Below are 15,135 nucleotides of genomic sequence, written 5' to 3'. Positions count from 1 at the left end.
CGGGGCGCGCCCCTCAGTCCTGAGTCACGCAGAAGGCCGTACGCGGTACCCCCGCGTACGGCCTTCTGCGTGACGCCTCTTCATCGTGTTCGCTCAGAGCGAACCATCTGTCTTTGAAGCGCCCCACTCCACCTGCGGCCCCTCGAAGTCGGCCGTGTGGCGCGACGGATGAGCCGCGGCGCCGAGGACGAAGACATCCTCCGCCTCGTCGAGCACACCCCCGGAGGGGTCGTCGTCGCCGTCCCGGCGCACCACGTCCCGTTCCGGCATGAGGATGTCGCGCACGACGATGGCGCACAGGTACAGCGTCCCCACCAGGTGCAGGCCGACCGCCCAGTGGTAACCGTCGGTCGGCAGCCCCTTGTGGGCGTCACCGCTGGTCGTGTACGCGAGGTACATCCAGATGCCCAGGAAGTACATGACCTCGCACGCCTGCCAGATCAGGAAGTCCCGCCAACGGGGCCGGGCCAGTGCGGCCAGCGGCACCAGCCACAGCACGTACTGCGGCGAGTAGACCTTGTTGGTGATGATGAACGCCGCGACGATCAGGAAGGCCAGCTGGGCGAAGCGCGGACGGCGCGGAGCGGTGAGGGCGAGGGCCGCGACGCCCACGCAGCACAGCGCCATCAGCAGGGTGGCGAGGGTGTTGACCGTCTCGGTGTCGAGCGGGTCGCTGGAGTTCTGCGCCATGATCAGCCAGAAGGAGCCGAAGTCGACACCGCGTTCCTGGCTGAAGCGGTAGAACTTCGACCAGCCCTCGAAGGCGAAGAGCATCACCGGCCCGTTCACCACGACCCAGGCGACGACGGCACCGCTCACGGCTTTCCCGAAGTCCCGCCATTTGCCGGTCCGCCAGCACAGCACGAGCAGCGGGCCGAGCAGCAGGAAGGGGTAGAGCTTGGCGGCCGTGGCGAGCCCCAGGAGGACACCGAAGGCGAGGGAGCGGCCACGGGCCCACATCAGCATCGCCGCGGCCGTCAGGGCGACGGCCAGCAGGTCCCAGTTGATGGTGGCCGTCAGCGCGAAGGCGGGCGCGAGAGCGACCAGCAGGCCGTCCCAGGGGCGACGGACGTGCGTCCGGGTCACGCACACGGCGATGACGGCCGCGCAGACCATCAGCATCCCGGCGTTGACCATCCAGTACCACTGCTCCTGGTGCTGGATGCTGCCGCTGCCCGTGGTGAGCCACGCGGCGACCTCCATGAAGACTCCGGTCAGCACCGGATACTCCAGGTACTCCATGTCGCCGGGCAGCCGGTCGAAGTACGGCACCAGCCCGTCGGCGAAACCGCGGCCCTGGTAGAGGTGCGGAATGTCCGAGTAGCACGCGTGCGTGTACTGGGAGCTGGCGCCGAAGAACCAGGCTCCGTCGTAGCAGGGCGCCTTCTGGACCAGGCCGAGGGCGAACATGCCGATCGCCACGAGCGCGATCACCCGTACGGGAGTCCACCAGGACGTCCCCAGCAGGGCGTGCCGCCCGACGGGGCCGCCGATCAGCTCGCTGCCGACCGCGGCGACCTCATCGGCCTTCGTCGGCCGTACCCGGTCCTGCTCGTGCGCGCTCGTCTGCGTCGTTTCTGCACTGGGCATGGGGCACATCCTGCCGTACGCGGCTGAGAGTCCACGGTGACGTCGGCCCACGACAAGAAAAGTGCCCCTGTTTCACGTGAAACGAAGGGTTTCACGTGAAACAGGGGCACTCCGCCACGGTCAGGACGAGCCGTGACGACCGGCGTCACTCAGCTGAGGTTCCTGCGAAGATTCCGCCGTTCCCATTGCCTCCGCCATTTCCGTTGCCGCCGGTGTCGAATGTCTCGCTGGCCGTGGGTGTCGGCGTCACATCGCCGCCTGTGCCTCCCGTGTCGGTGCCGCCGTCGTCACCGCACCACTCGAACGGACGGCACTGCTTGCTCTCCGAGGGACTGGGAGTGGGCGACGTCTCGGACGCGCTGGGCGACGGGCTCGCCTCCTCCGTCTCGGTCTCGCTGGGCTCCACGGTGACGGACGGCGTCGGCGACGGGGCGCCCACCTGGTCGAAGACGTCTCCGATCGGAGTGGGCTCCGGGAAGCCGGGGTCGGGCTTCCCCTTCAGCGCGACCTTCATGTACTCGGTCCACACCTGGGTCGGGATGTCACCACCGTGGATGGAGTCGACACCGGCCGTGCCGTTCATGGAGAGCAGCGCATGGCTCTTGGGGTTCTCGCGGAACATCGCGATCGAGGTCGACAGCTGCTGGGTGTAACCGACGAACCAGGCGGACTTGTTCTCATCGGTGGTACCGGTCTTGCCGGCCGCCGTCCGCCCCAGGGCCTTGGCGTTCTTACCCGTGCCGTTCTCGATGACGTTCTCGAGGACCTTCGTGACGTTGTTGGCCACGTTGTCGGGCATCGCCTGCGCGACCTTCGGCTTGTCGAACCCGGGCAGAGGCTGACCGCCCTCCTTGACCTCCTTCACCGAGTACGGGTCGGCCTGCTTGCCGGACGCCGCGAACGTCGCGTAGGCGTCGGCCATGCGGATCGCACTGGGCGTCGAGGTGCCGAGCGCGAAGGACGGGTTGATGTCGGAGAAGCTCTGGTCCAGGATGCCCGCCTCCTTGGCGACGTCCCGCACCTTCTCCATGCCGACATCGACGCCGAGCTGCACGAACGGCGTGTTGACGGACTGCTCCATCGCCTTGTGCAGGGTGATGTAGCCCCAGGGATGGTCGCTCTCGTTCTCCTGGTAGAAGAGCGAGTTGTCCTTCTTGAGGTAGTAGGTGCCGTCCGGCTTCTGGACCTTGAGGTGGTCGTTGCCGTTGTACTTGCTCATCGGCGAGACGCCGACGCCGTCGCTCTTGTACGTGCCGTACTGCATGGCCGCGGCGAGCACGAACGGCTTCCAGGTCGAACCGACGGGGACACCGGCGGTGTCGGCGTTGTTGGTGAAGTGGCCGTTCTCGTAGCCCGCGCCGCCGTAGAGCGCGACGATCGCGCCGTCGTTGGGCCGCACCGACGCGGCGCCGAACTGGACGTGCTTGTCCAGCTCCCGGTTCTCCGGGTCGATGTGCTCCTTCTCGACCTTCTTGACGGCCTTGGCCAGGGCGTCGACCTTCTTCTTCTCGAAGGTCGTGTAGATCTGGTAGCCGCCTTGGTCGAACTTGGCTTCCGTGATGTCGGAGTGGGCCAGCACGTACTTCTTGGCGGTGTCGACCAGGTAGCTGACCTGGCCGGTCATCCCCTTGATCGCCTTGCGGTCGTCAGGCTCGGGGTACTTGCTGACGGCCTTCTGGTACTCGGCGTCCGAGAGGTGGCCGTCCTTGTTCATCTCGCCGAGGATCCAGCGCCACCGCTTCTCGGACCGCTCGCGGTTGGCGTCCCGGGTCGCCGTCCTGTCGATGCCCTCGTTGCCCGCCGGGTCGTAGTACGTCGGGCCCTTCAGCAGGGCCGCGAGGAAGGCGGACTCGCTGGCGGTGAGGTCGATCGCGTCCTTGCTGTAGTACGTCTGGGCCGCGGCCTGGATGCCGTACGCGCCCCGCCCGTAGTACGAGGTGTTCAGGTAGCCCTGCAGGATCTCGTCCTTGGTGAGCTCGTTGCCCACCTTGATCGAGATGAACATCTCCTTGAACTTCCGGGAGACGGTCTGCTCCTGGGACAGGTAGGTGTTCTTGACGAACTGCTGGGTGATCGTCGAACCGCCCTGCGTGTCACCGCCGGTCGCCATGTTGCCCAGGGCACGGACGATGCCCATGGGGTCGACGCCGGAGTCGTCGTAGAACGTCTTGTTCTCGGCCGAGATCACCGCGAACCGCATGTGCTTGGGGATCTGCTCGATGGTGACGTTCTGGCGGTTCTCTCCCGCGCCCGTCGCCACCATCTGGGTGCCGTCCGCCCAGTAGTAGACGTTGTTCTGCGACAGCGCCGCGGCGTTCTCCTCGCTGGGGACGCCCACCATGGCGTAGCCGATGCCGGCGATGGCGACCAGGCTGCCGAAGAACGCCAGGAACAGACCGGAGACGAACTTCCAGGAAGGCACCCAGCGCTGCCAGCCGTACTTGCCGGCGCGCGGGTAGTCGATGAACCGCTTCCGGCCGGAGGTGTCGGCCCGCCCGCGGCCCCGTCCGGGACCGCTCGGACCGCCGGGACCTCGGCGGCCGTTCTCGGCCACTCTGCGGCGTCCGCCCGTACTTCTCTGGGCGGCCCGGCGCGCCTCGGCGCGGCCGCCGTACGACTGTTCTCCTTCCGCCCCGTGGGAACCCGACCCAAATGCGTCGGAAGGAGACCCAGTGGCGCCTCGCGGTGCCGCTCGGCGGCCGGAGGACGAGCCGGACTGGCCGCGTCGGGCCGCGGCACGTCCGCCTCCCTGCGGCTGCGGCGGTTTGCGACGGTGCTCGCTCATCGAACGACTACTCCTCGGGCAGGCGCACCCTTGCGCGCCTGGAAACGGCGGCTGGTTTCCGGTCCCCCCGAAGTACGGATGTGGTCTGTTCCGCATTCACCCGTACTGCACCAGGGACAGGGACGCCCCCAGTCGCAACTCGGTTCCCGGTGGTGTGCATGCCGCACAGACTACGCAGCGCCAAAACCCACCGAGCCCTGAAGTTCACCCCAAAACAGGCAACTCGCATCCAACGAATCGGTGATGTGACGCCGTTCACGATTCCCCCTCTTGTCGCAAGAGGGGGGCCGTTCTATCGTGCTGATGTATCGAGTCGATACATCAGCACGACATAAAGACCGTGACGGCACGACCGCGGAAGAGAGGAGGCGACCATGAGCCGGCGTTCCGGGATCCTTGAGTTCGCCGTACTCGGCCTGCTCCGCGAATCTCCGATGCACGGCTACGAGCTGCGCAAACGACTCAATACGTCACTGGGTGTGTTCCGTGCGTTCAGCTACGGGACGCTCTACCCGTGCCTCAAGACGCTGGTCGCAAACGGCTGGTTGATCGAAGAGCCGGGCCAAAGCGCCGAGGAGGCGCCGGCCACCGCGCTCGCGGGGCGCCGCGCCAAGATCGTCTACCGGTTGACGGCCGCGGGTAAAGAGCACTTCGAGCAGCTGCTCTCGCAGACCGGCCCCGACGCGTACGAGGACGAGCACTTCGCCGCGCGGTTCGCCTTCTTCGGGCAGACGTCGCGCGATGTACGCATGCGCGTGCTGGAGGGCCGCCGCAGCCGGCTGGAGGAGCGCCTGGAGAAGATGCGCGCCTCCCTGGCGCGCACCCGAGAGCGCCTCGACGACTACACCCTCGAGCTCCAGCGCCACGGAATGGAGTCCGTGGAGCGCGAAGTGCGCTGGCTGAACGAGCTCATCGAGAGCGAGCGGGCCGGGCGGGACCTCCGGGGTTCCGCCTCCGGGGAGACCGCTCAGCAGGACACCACATCTGGAGCGACGGGCGGCCTGCCCCGGCCCGGGGACGACACCCGGCCGGATACGCCCGGCGACACCGCCACGTGAGGCTCCCGTCAGGGCCTCACCGAGTACACACAGGGAGCAACCGGAATGGGTTCGGTTCGCGTAGCCATCGTCGGCGTGGGCAACTGCGCCGCGTCGCTGGTGCAGGGAGTCGAGTACTACAAGGACGCCGACCCGGCGTCCAAGGTCCCCGGCCTGATGCACGTCCAGTTCGGCGACTACCACGTCCGTGACGTGGAGTTCGTCGCCGCGTTCGATGTCGACGCGAAGAAGGTCGGTCTCGACCTCGCGGACGCCATCGGCGCCTCCGAGAACAACACCATCAAGATCTGCGACGTGCCCAGCACCGGCGTGACCGTGCAGCGCGGCCACACCCTCGACGGCCTCGGCAAGTACTACCGCGAGACCATCGAGGAGTCCGCCGAGGAGCCGGTCGACATCGTCCAGGTCCTCAAGGACAAGCAGGTCGACGTCCTCGTCTGCTACCTGCCCGTCGGCTCCGAGGACGCGGCGAAGTACTACGCCCAGTGCGCCATCGACGCCAAGGTCGCCTTCGTCAACGCCCTCCCGGTCTTCATCGCCGGCACCAAGGAGTGGGCGGACAAGTTCACCGAGGCGGGCGTCCCGATCGTCGGTGACGACATCAAGTCCCAGGTCGGCGCCACCATCACGCACCGCGTCATGGCGAAGCTGTTCGAGGACCGCGGTGTCATCCTGGACCGCACGATGCAGCTGAACGTCGGCGGCAACATGGACTTCAAGAACATGCTCGAGCGCGAGCGCCTGGAGTCCAAGAAGATCTCCAAGACGCAGGCCGTCACCTCGCAGATCCCCGACCGGGAGCTCGGCGAGAAGAACGTCCACATCGGCCCGTCCGACTACGTCGCGTGGCTCGACGACCGCAAGTGGGCCTACGTCCGCCTCGAGGGCCGCGCCTTCGGTGACGTTCCGCTGAACCTGGAGTACAAGCTCGAGGTCTGGGACTCCCCGAACTCCGCGGGTGTCATCATCGACGCCCTGCGCGCCGCGAAGATCGCCAAGGACCGAGGCATCGGCGGCCCGATCCTCTCGGCGTCCTCGTACTTCATGAAGTCCCCGCCGGTCCAGTACTTCGACGACGAGGCCCGCGAGAACGTCGAGAAGTTCATCAAGGGCGAGGTCGAGCGCTAGCCGGACACGGCGCCGCGCACCAAGGCTCCGCTCTCCCTGGGCTGTTGAGGGTCCCCGAGGCATTGCGCCCGGGGACCCTCCCCATATGTGAGGCTGGCCCCATGGCCGTCGTACGTGATCTGCGCGTCCTGCTCCGCTTCCGGGACTTCCGGCGCCTGCTCGCCGTACGGCTGCTGTCCCAGGGCGCCGACGGCGTCTACCAGGTCGGACTCGCCACCTACGTCGTCTTCTCGCCGGAGAAACAGACCTCGCCCACCGCGATCGCCTCCGCCATGGCGGTCCTGCTGCTCCCGTACTCCCTGGTCGGCCCCTTCGCCGGTGTCCTGCTCGACCGCTGGCGGCGCCGCCAGGTCCTCGTCCACGGCAACCTGCTGCGCGCCCTGCTGGCCACGGTCACCGCCCTGTTGATGATCGGTCACGTCCCGGACTGGCTCTTCTACGTCTCCGCCCTCTGCGTCACCGCGGTCAACCGCTTCGTGCTGTCCGGCCTGTCCGCCGCGCTGCCGCGCGTCGTGGACGCCGAGCGCCTGGTGGTCGCCAACTCCCTCTCACCGACCGCCGGAACACTGGCTGCGACCGCCGGCGGCGGCCTCGCCTTCGTCGTACGGCTGCTCGTGTCCGACTCCGACGCCGCGGTGGTGCTGCTGGGTGCCGCCCTGTACGTGTGCGGAGCCGCAGCGTCCCTCCGCATGCCCCGGGAGCTGCTGGGACCGGACCCCGAGCTGGTACGGCCGCGGCTGGCGTCGGCGCTGTCCGGTACCGCCCGCGATCTGGTGGCGGGAGTACGCCACCTCTCCTCGCCACCGCGCCGGGAGGCCGCCTGGGCGCTGACGTCGATGACGCTGATGCGGTTCTGCTACGGCGCTCTCACCGTCATGTTGCTCATGCTCTGCCGATACGCCCTGACATCGGACGCCGACGACGGGCTCGCCCTGCTGGGGCTGGCACTGGGCGTGTCCGGCGCCGGGTTCTTCGTCGCGGCCGTGGTGACGCCCTGGGCGGCCGGACGACTCGGCCCCGGCCGCTGGATCGCGGTGTGCGCGGCGGCTGCCGCCGTGCTGGAACCGGCCCTGGGACTGCCCTTCGCCACCGCCCCGCTCCTTGTGGCGGCCTTCGTGCTGGGACTGACCACACAGGGCGCCAAAATCGCCACGGACACCGTCGTGCAGTCCTCGGTCGAGGACGGCTTCCGCGGGCGCACCTTCTCCGTCTACGACGTCCTGTTCAACGTCGCCTTCGTGGGCGCGGCCGGAGTGGCGGCGCTGATGCTGCCGCCGGACGGCCGGTCGGCGGCGCTGGTGGTCGTCGTGGCCTTGATCTACGCGGCGGTTGCGGTGGCTATGGCCCGCTTTGAGCGACGGCAAGTGTCACATCAGTGACACAGACCGGCTCCCGGGTGCGGCGATGTCAGTGGGGGCCGATAACTTACGTGGGTCTTATCGGATCTTTATGCGCGTCGTTTTTCCGCGTCACGCACCCAGTTTCTAGGGGGACCCCCAAGTGACCACTCCGCCGCCCCAGGGCAACCCGTTCGCGCAGGGCCAGCCGCAGGGCCAGAACCCGTTCGCCCAGGGGCAGCCCCAGGCCCCGTACGGCCAGCAGCCCGGCTTCCCGCAGCAGGATGCGTACGCCCCCGCACCGGCCCAGCCCCGTCGCAAGCTCAGCTTCAAGACGATCAAGAACATCGTCATCGTGATCGCGGTCGCCACCGCGGCCATCGGCGGTTTCATAGCCAGCCGTGACGACGCCAACACCGCCGCGGTCGGCGACTGCATGCACCGCGGCAGCTCCGACGACAACAACCCGGACCTGGAGGTCGTCGACTGCACCGACTCCAAGGCCGAGTACGTGGTGCTGGCCAAGGTCGAGGGTTCGTACTCCGCGCTGACGGCCGAGTCCAAGTGCGCCGAGGAGGCCAAGGACTTCCAGTACTCCTACACGGAGTCCGGCGACGGCAGCGACTTCCTGCTCTGCCTGAAGGACTACAAGAAGTAAGGCAGACAGCGAGAGGGGCGATGTTTCACGTGAAACATCGCCCCTCTTCACATCCGGGGGTTCCCGCGAGCCTCGTGGAGGGGTCATGTTTCACGTGAAACATGACCCCTCTTTCACGCGCTCAGCCCTGCGCGGCCCACCACTCCTTGAGCGCCGCGACCGCCTCGTCGTGCCCCATCGGCCCGTTCTCGAGCCGCAGCTCCAGCATGTGCTTGTAGGCCTGGCCGACCTCCGGGCCCGGCTTGATGCCCAGGATCTCCATGATCTGGTTGCCGTCGAGGTCGGGCCGGATGGCGTCCAGCTCTTCCTGCTCCTTCAGCTGGGCGATGCGGTCCTCCAGACCGTCGTAAGCCCGGGAGAGCGCGGCCGCCTTGCGCTTGTTCCGCGTCGTGCAGTCCGAGCGGGTCAGCTTGTGCAGCCGGTCGAGGAGCGGGCCCGCGTCCCGGACGTAACGGCGCACCGCGGAGTCCGTCCACTCACCGGTGCCGTAGCCGTGAAAACGCAGATGCAGCTCGACGAGTCGGGAGACGTCCTTGACCAGCTCGTTGGAGTACTTCAGCGCTGTCATGCGCTTCTTGGTCATCTTCGCCCCGACCACCTCGTGGTGGTGGAACGAGACCCGGCCGTCCTTCTCGAAGCGGCGGGTGCGCGGCTTGCCGATGTCGTGCAGCAGCGCGGCCAGGCGGAGCGTCAGGTCGGGGCCTTCATGCTCCAGCGCGATCGCCTGCTCCAGGACGATCAGTGTGTGCTCGTAGACGTCCTTGTGGCGGTGGTGCTCGTCCCGCTCCAGACGGAGGGCCGGCAGCTCGGGCAGGACATGCCGGGCGAGCCCGGCGTCGACCAGCAGCGTCAGTCCCTTGCGGGGGTACGCGGACAGGAGCAGCTTGTTCAGCTCGTCCCGGACCCGCTCGGCCGAGACGATTTCGATCCGTCCGGCCATCTCCGTCATCGCGGTAACGACCTCGGGGGCCACCTCGAAGTCGAGCTGTGCGGCGAACCTCGCCGCACGCATCATCCGCAGCGGGTCGTCCGAGAAGGAGTCCTCGGGCGTGCCCGGGGTGCGCAGTATCCGTGCCGCGAGATCGTCGAGACCACCGTGCGGGTCGATGAACTTCTTCTCCGGCAGGGCCACCGCCATCGCGTTCACCGTGAAGTCACGCCGGACGAGGTCCTCCTCGATGGAGTCGCCGTACGACACCTCCGGCTTGCGCGAGGTCCGGTCGTAGGCCTCCGACCGGTAGGTGGTCACCTCGATCTGGTAGCCGTCCTTCTGCGCGCCGACCGTACCGAAGGCGATACCGACGTCCCATACGGCGTCGGCCCACGGCCGTACGATCTTCAGCACGTCCTCGGGGCGGGCATCCGTCGTGAAGTCCAGGTCGTTGCCGAGCCGGCCGAGCAGCGCGTCCCGCACCGAACCGCCGACCAGGGCGAGTGAGAACCCGGCCTCCTGGAATCGGCGGGCGAGGTCGTCGGCGACAGGGGCGACCCGCAGCGGCTCGCTCACCGCACGGTGCGTCTCCTGGCTGAGGGCGCTGGTGGTTTCTTCGTTGGCGTTCGGCACAACAGAAGAGGGTACGTGCCCTGGACGGCCTCGGGCGCCCCGATAAGCACCGCGACAATCTCTCCGCCGATACCCGCCCAAGGGCAGCCCTTGTGACGTACTCCACCGCTCCCCTTTATCGTGCACATACGGGACGGCGGACCGGAGTCCCCCGATCTTCTGGCGCAGTCCGCGGCACTTAGTCTCAGCGCACCTCGTTACCATGCGTGGACGCACATTCCGACGACCACTGACGACGACGAGGGACGGGCGAGCGCGTGGCCGAGGCGGCAGACTTCCAGGGGACGTGTCCCTCACCTGCCCGCCGGTGGCTGCTGCGCACCGGAGCGCTGCTGGCGGGGGCACCCCTGCTGGCCGGGCTGTTCCAGCTGCCCGCCGCGCCGGCCGCGGACGCCGCCGGGCAGACCTCCGCGAAGGCGGACTCCGGCGGCTCCCGCACGGTGGCGGTCGCCCTCGACTCGTTCAGCCCCGCCGTCCCGACGGACGGCGACACCCTGACCGTCTCGGGCACGGTGACCAACAACGGCAAGGACACGGTCACCGACGCGCATGTGGATCTGCGTGTCGGCCCCGAGCTGAACACCCGCTCGGCGATCGACGACGCCGCCAAGAACACCGGCTACGTCGACGGCACCGTGGTCGGCGACGACTACACGCAGGAGTTCGACAAGCTCGCCCCGGGCGTCGCCCAGCACTTCAGCATCTCCGTGCCGGTCGACGAGCTGGACCTCGGCGGCGACGGCGTCTACCCGTTCACGGTCGCCCTGAGCGGTGAGACCTCCGCGCAGTCCTGGGAGCAGGTGCTGGGCTTCCAGCGGACCCTCCTGCCGTGGCAGCCCGACGAGGCGGACCCGACGACGAAGACGACGGTCATGTGGCCGCTGGTCTCCTCCGCTCACATGACGGCGGAGACGGGATCGAACGAGCAGCAGACGCCGGTCTTCCTCGACGACCGCGACCTCGCCAAGGAGATCTCGCCGGGCGGCCGCCTGGCGCAGATGGTCGCGCTCGGCAAGGACCTCGACATCACCTGGGTCATCGACCCGGACCTGCTGGCGTCCGTCGACGCCATGACCCGTGGCTACGAGGTGCAGGACGGAGACGACACCCGGCCGGGTGGCCACCAGCAGGTCGCCCGGCAGTGGCTCGCCGACCTGCAGCGCGCAGTGGCCGGCGAGGAGGTCGTCGCACTGCCCTTCGCCGATCCGGATCTGGCCTCACTGGCGCACAACGGCACGGATGTCACCGGCTCGCTGAACCAGTTCAAGGCGGCCACGGAGGTCGCCGCCACCACCGTCGACGCGATCCTCCATGTGCAGCCGAACACCGACTTCGCCTGGCCGATCGACGGGGCGGTCGATCCGTCGATCGTGAAGGTGGCCACCTCCGCGGGCGCCGACAAGGTGATCGCGCGCAGCGACAGCCTCCAGGAGACCAGCGGCCTGCCGTACACGCCGTCCGCGGCCCGTCCCATCGGCAGCGGCACCACCGCGGTGGTCGCGGACGAACGGCTGTCGACGGCGTTCGAGGGTGATCTGACGAAGGCGTCCGCGAGCACGCTCGCCGTGCAGCGGTTCCTCGCCCAGAGCCTCGCCCTGAACCTCCAGACAGGCAAGCAGCGCAGCATCGTCGTCGCCCCGCAGCGCATGCCGACCGCGAGCCAGGCCCGGGCGATGGCGGAGGCGGTCACGGCCCTCCAGGGCGGCACCTGGACCGAGACCCAGGAACTGTCGGCCGCCGCGGAGGCCAAGCCGGACTCCGCCGCCACCACCAAGGTCCCGCCGGCCTCCGCGTACCCCTCCGCGCTGCGCAAGCAGGAACTGCCCCGCGAGGCCTTCGAGCAGATCGCGACCACGCAGGACAAGCTGGACGACTTCAAGGTGATCCTGAGCTTCCCGCTGCGCGTGGTGACCCCCTTCGGGCGGGCCATAAACCGTGAGATGTCCACGTCGTGGCACGGCCGCTCCACCGAGGCGCAGAGCTACCGCAACGGGGTGGAGGGCTACCTCGACGAACTGGCCGAGCAGGTCAAGCTGATCGAGAAGTCGGAGACGAAGCTCTCCGGCCGCAGCGCCACCATCCCGGTGACCGTCCAGAACAACCTGGTGCAGGGCGTCGACAACCTGGTGCTGCGCCTCACCTCCACCAGCCCGACCCGGCTGGAGATCGGCGACAAGACCTACGACGAGCAGCCCGTGTCCGTCTCCGGAGGGCACAGCCAGTCGGTGAAGTTCGACACGTCCGCCAACGCCAACGGCCGGGTCACGGTGATCGCCCAGCTGTTCACGGAGGACGGGCAGCCGTACGGTGAGGCCGTCACGTTCGACGTGAAGGTCACCGAGATCACGGCCACCGTGATGCTCGTCATCGGCGGCGGTGTCCTGCTGCTGGTCCTCGCCGGGTTCCGGATGTACACCCAGCGCAAGCGCGCGGCGGCCCGGGAAGCCGGGCAGGACGGCCCGCACGGGAACGACGGGCCAGCCGACGCCGAGAAGCCCGCCGACGCGTCCGAGAACCCAGAAGACCCCGACGACCGTCTCACTGAAGAGTCCGGCAACCGGCCCGGGGAAGACGACCCGGAGCAGCCGAGTGACCCGACACCGGACACCGCAGCGGAAAACGCAGACCCATCCGGCACGGGTGAGAGAGTGGACCGTTGAGGATGTCGTGGCCGGTGGGCCCGGGACGATGAGGTGGGGTAAGCATGAACGCGCCGTATGACGGTGACCACGGCCAGGCCGTGGGCAGCTCGGGCTACCCCGAGGGCCCGCCGCCCGAGCACGGCCAGGTGCCGCCGCAGCACCCCGCGGACATGTACCTCCAGGACGCCTACGACCAGGACCCCTACCGGGCACAGGACCTCACCGCCCAGGACCCGGTCGCCGAGGCGCTGTACGACCGTGCCGCGCACCCCCCGCCCCCTCCGGGCACCTACCCGCCCCAGCAGCCGCTGTACGCCCAGCCGCCGCAGTCGCCGTACGCCCCCGACCCGCAGATCTGGGCGCAGCCCCCGGCCCCCGAGCCGGACGGCGCAACCCAGTACCTGCCCTACGGCGACGACCCGCGCACCACCCACTACGTGGGCGTCGACGACCTGGTCACCCAGGCCGGCGAGGAGGCCCCGCAGCACGACGCGTTCGCGCACCTCTTCCGCGACCAGCAGCACACCGGCGCCCCCTCGATGGACCACCCCGCGGTGCCGGGTCCGGCCGCCGCGCCGGCCATGGGCCACGCACCGGCACAGCAGTACGCCGCGCCCGGGCACTACCAGGAGCCCACGGAGCAGTACCCGCGCCACGAGGAGCAGGCGCCCGAGCCCGAGACCCCACCGGCACCCGCGCAGAAGAAGGGCGGCCGGGCGGCCGGCCTGCTGAAGTCGAGCGCCGTGATGGCGGCGGGCACGATGGTCTCCCGCCTCACCGGCTTCATCCGCTCGGCGATGATCGTCTCGGCGCTGGGCCTGATGCTCCTCGGCGAGTCCTTCCAGGTGGCCTACCAGCTGCCGACGATGATCTACGTCCTGACCGTCGGCGGCGGCCTCAACTCGGTGTTCGTGCCGCAGCTCGTGCGGGCCATGAAGAACGACGAGGACGGCGGCGAGGCCTACGCCAACCGGCTGCTGACCCTGGTCATGGTGAGCCTCGGTGTCCTCACCGGCCTGGCGATGCTCGGCGCCCCGCTGCTGGTCCGCGCCCTGTCGAACCCGCTGGCCTCGGACCCCGCCGCGTTCGACACCGCCGTCACCTTCACCCGGTACTTCCTGCCCTCGATCTTCTTCATGGGCATCCACGTGGTGATGGGCCAGATCCTCAACGTCCGGGGCCGCTTCGGCGCGATGATGTGGACCCCGGTCCTGAACAACATCGTCATCATCGTCACGCTGGCCCTGTTCCTGTGGGTGTACGGCACCGCCGAGCACTCCGGCATGACCGTCGAGAACATCCCGCCGCAGGGCGTGCGCCTGCTGGGCGTCGGCGTCCTGCTCGGCCTCGTCGTCCAGGCCCTCGCGATGATCCCGTACCTGCGGGAGACCGGGTTCAAGCTGCGCCTGCGCTTCGACTGGCGGGGACACGGCCTCGGCAAGGCCGCGATGCTCGCCAAGTGGACCATCCTGTTCGTCCTCGCCAACCAGGCGGGCGCCCTGGTCGTCACCCAGCTGGCCACCGCCTCGGTCGTGGACACCAAGATCGACGGCACCGGCTTCAGCGCCTACGCCAACGCACAGCTGATCTGGGGCCTGCCGCAGGCGATCATCACCGTCTCCCTCATGGCCGCGCTGCTGCCGCGGATCTCCCGCTCGGCGGTCGAGAACGACAGCGGCGCCATCCGCGACGACATCTCCCAGGGCCTGCGCACGACCGCCGTCGCGATCGTGCCCATCGCCTTCGGCTTCGTCGCCCTCGGCGTCCCGATGTGCACCCTGATCTTCGGCACCTCGGGCACGAGCGCGGCCACGAACATGGGCTACATGCTGATGGCGTTCGGCCTCGGTCTGATCCCGTACTCGGTGCAGTACGTCGTCCTGCGGGCCTTCTACGCCTACGAGGACACCCGCACGCCCTTCTACAACACGGTCATCGTCGCCGCGGTCAACGCGAGCGCGTCCGCGCTCTGCTACCTGCTGCTGCCCGCCCGGTGGGCGGTGGTCGGCATGGCCGCCTCGTACGGCCTGGCCTACGTCATCGGCGTCGGCGTCGCCTGGCGGCGGCTGCGCAAGCGGCTGGGCGGCGACCTGGACGGCTCGCGCGTGCTGCGCACCTACGCCCGGCTGAGCATCGCCTCGGTCCCGGCGGCGCTGCTCAGCGGCGCGGCCTGCTACGGCATCACCCAGGTCCTCGGTCAGGGCGTCCTCGGCTCGTTCGCCGCGCTGCTGGCCGGCGGAGCCGTCCTGCTCGGGATCTTCTACATCGGTGCCCGCCGGATGCGCATCGAGGAGCTGAACTCGCTGGTCGGCATGGTGCGCGGACGCCTGGGCCGCTGAGGCGGGGGGTACGCGCACAACCATCGTCCGCCGC

The 15,135-nt window shown here is 68.9% G+C and carries 9 protein-coding genes; 6 read left to right on the top strand and 3 right to left on the bottom strand.

Annotated elements, in window-relative coordinates; genetic code table 11:
- Positions 1-93 precede the first annotated feature (93 nt).
- Together ACSU6L_RS18655 and ACSU6L_RS18650 are read right to left on the bottom strand one after the other, a co-directional pair.
- Positions 94-1,599, bottom strand: a complete 1,506-nt coding sequence (locus tag ACSU6L_RS18655) for a glycosyltransferase family 87 protein (RefSeq protein ID WP_437064951.1) — start codon at positions 1,597-1,599, stop codon at positions 94-96.
- A gap of 136 nt (positions 1,600-1,735) precedes the next feature.
- Positions 1,736-4,375: a transglycosylase domain-containing protein gene (locus ACSU6L_RS18650; RefSeq protein ID WP_437058243.1), complete on the bottom strand. Its 2,640-nt coding sequence runs from the start codon at positions 4,373-4,375 to the stop codon at positions 1,736-1,738.
- A 374-nt stretch (positions 4,376-4,749) separates the two neighbouring features.
- On the opposite strand from ACSU6L_RS18650, the gene ACSU6L_RS18645 reads away from it, so the two are divergent.
- From ACSU6L_RS18645 to ACSU6L_RS18630, 4 genes are all read left to right on the top strand, one after another.
- Positions 4,750-5,433 carry a PadR family transcriptional regulator gene (locus ACSU6L_RS18645; protein ID WP_073944735.1) on the top strand — a complete coding sequence of 228 codons (684 nt, stop codon included), beginning with the start codon at positions 4,750-4,752 and terminating at the stop codon, positions 5,431-5,433.
- A gap of 45 nt (positions 5,434-5,478) precedes the next feature.
- Entirely contained in the window at positions 5,479-6,561 is a 1,083-nt protein-coding gene (locus ACSU6L_RS18640; protein WP_437058242.1) for an inositol-3-phosphate synthase, read from the top strand.
- 101 nt (positions 6,562-6,662) lie between these two features.
- The gene (locus ACSU6L_RS18635) at positions 6,663-7,940 is read left to right on the top strand and encodes an MFS transporter (protein ID WP_437058240.1); all 1,278 of its coding nucleotides are present in this window, start codon (positions 6,663-6,665) and stop codon (positions 7,938-7,940) included.
- A 121-nt stretch (positions 7,941-8,061) separates the two neighbouring features.
- On the top strand, positions 8,062-8,556 hold the full coding sequence (locus tag ACSU6L_RS18630; RefSeq protein WP_437058239.1) for an LppU/SCO3897 family protein: 495 nt from the start codon (positions 8,062-8,064) through the stop codon (positions 8,554-8,556).
- Positions 8,557-8,677: 121 nt separating this feature from the next.
- Here ACSU6L_RS18630 and ACSU6L_RS18625 read toward each other — a convergent pair whose 3' ends face one another.
- A complete protein-coding gene (locus ACSU6L_RS18625; protein WP_437058237.1) occupies positions 8,678-10,120 on the bottom strand; it encodes a CCA tRNA nucleotidyltransferase in 1,443 nt (480 codons plus the stop codon).
- A 257-nt stretch (positions 10,121-10,377) separates the two neighbouring features.
- Between ACSU6L_RS18625 and ACSU6L_RS18620 the strand changes: the two genes are divergently transcribed.
- Together ACSU6L_RS18620 and murJ are read left to right on the top strand one after the other, a co-directional pair.
- On the top strand, positions 10,378-12,780 hold the full coding sequence (locus tag ACSU6L_RS18620) for a DUF6049 family protein (RefSeq protein WP_437058235.1): 2,403 nt from the start codon (positions 10,378-10,380) through the stop codon (positions 12,778-12,780).
- Between the two features lie 44 nt (positions 12,781-12,824).
- Positions 12,825-15,101 carry a murein biosynthesis integral membrane protein MurJ gene (murJ, locus tag ACSU6L_RS18615; RefSeq protein ID WP_437058233.1) on the top strand — a complete coding sequence of 759 codons (2,277 nt, stop codon included), beginning with the start codon at positions 12,825-12,827 and terminating at the stop codon, positions 15,099-15,101.
- Positions 15,102-15,135 lie beyond the last annotated feature (34 nt).

Source organism: Streptomyces sp. enrichment culture (assembly GCF_964272855.1).
Classification (GTDB): domain Bacteria; phylum Actinomycetota; class Actinomycetes; order Streptomycetales; family Streptomycetaceae; genus Streptomyces.
The sequence above is the reverse complement of the archived record's forward strand: the minus strand, read 5'-3'. Positions and strand labels throughout refer to the sequence as shown.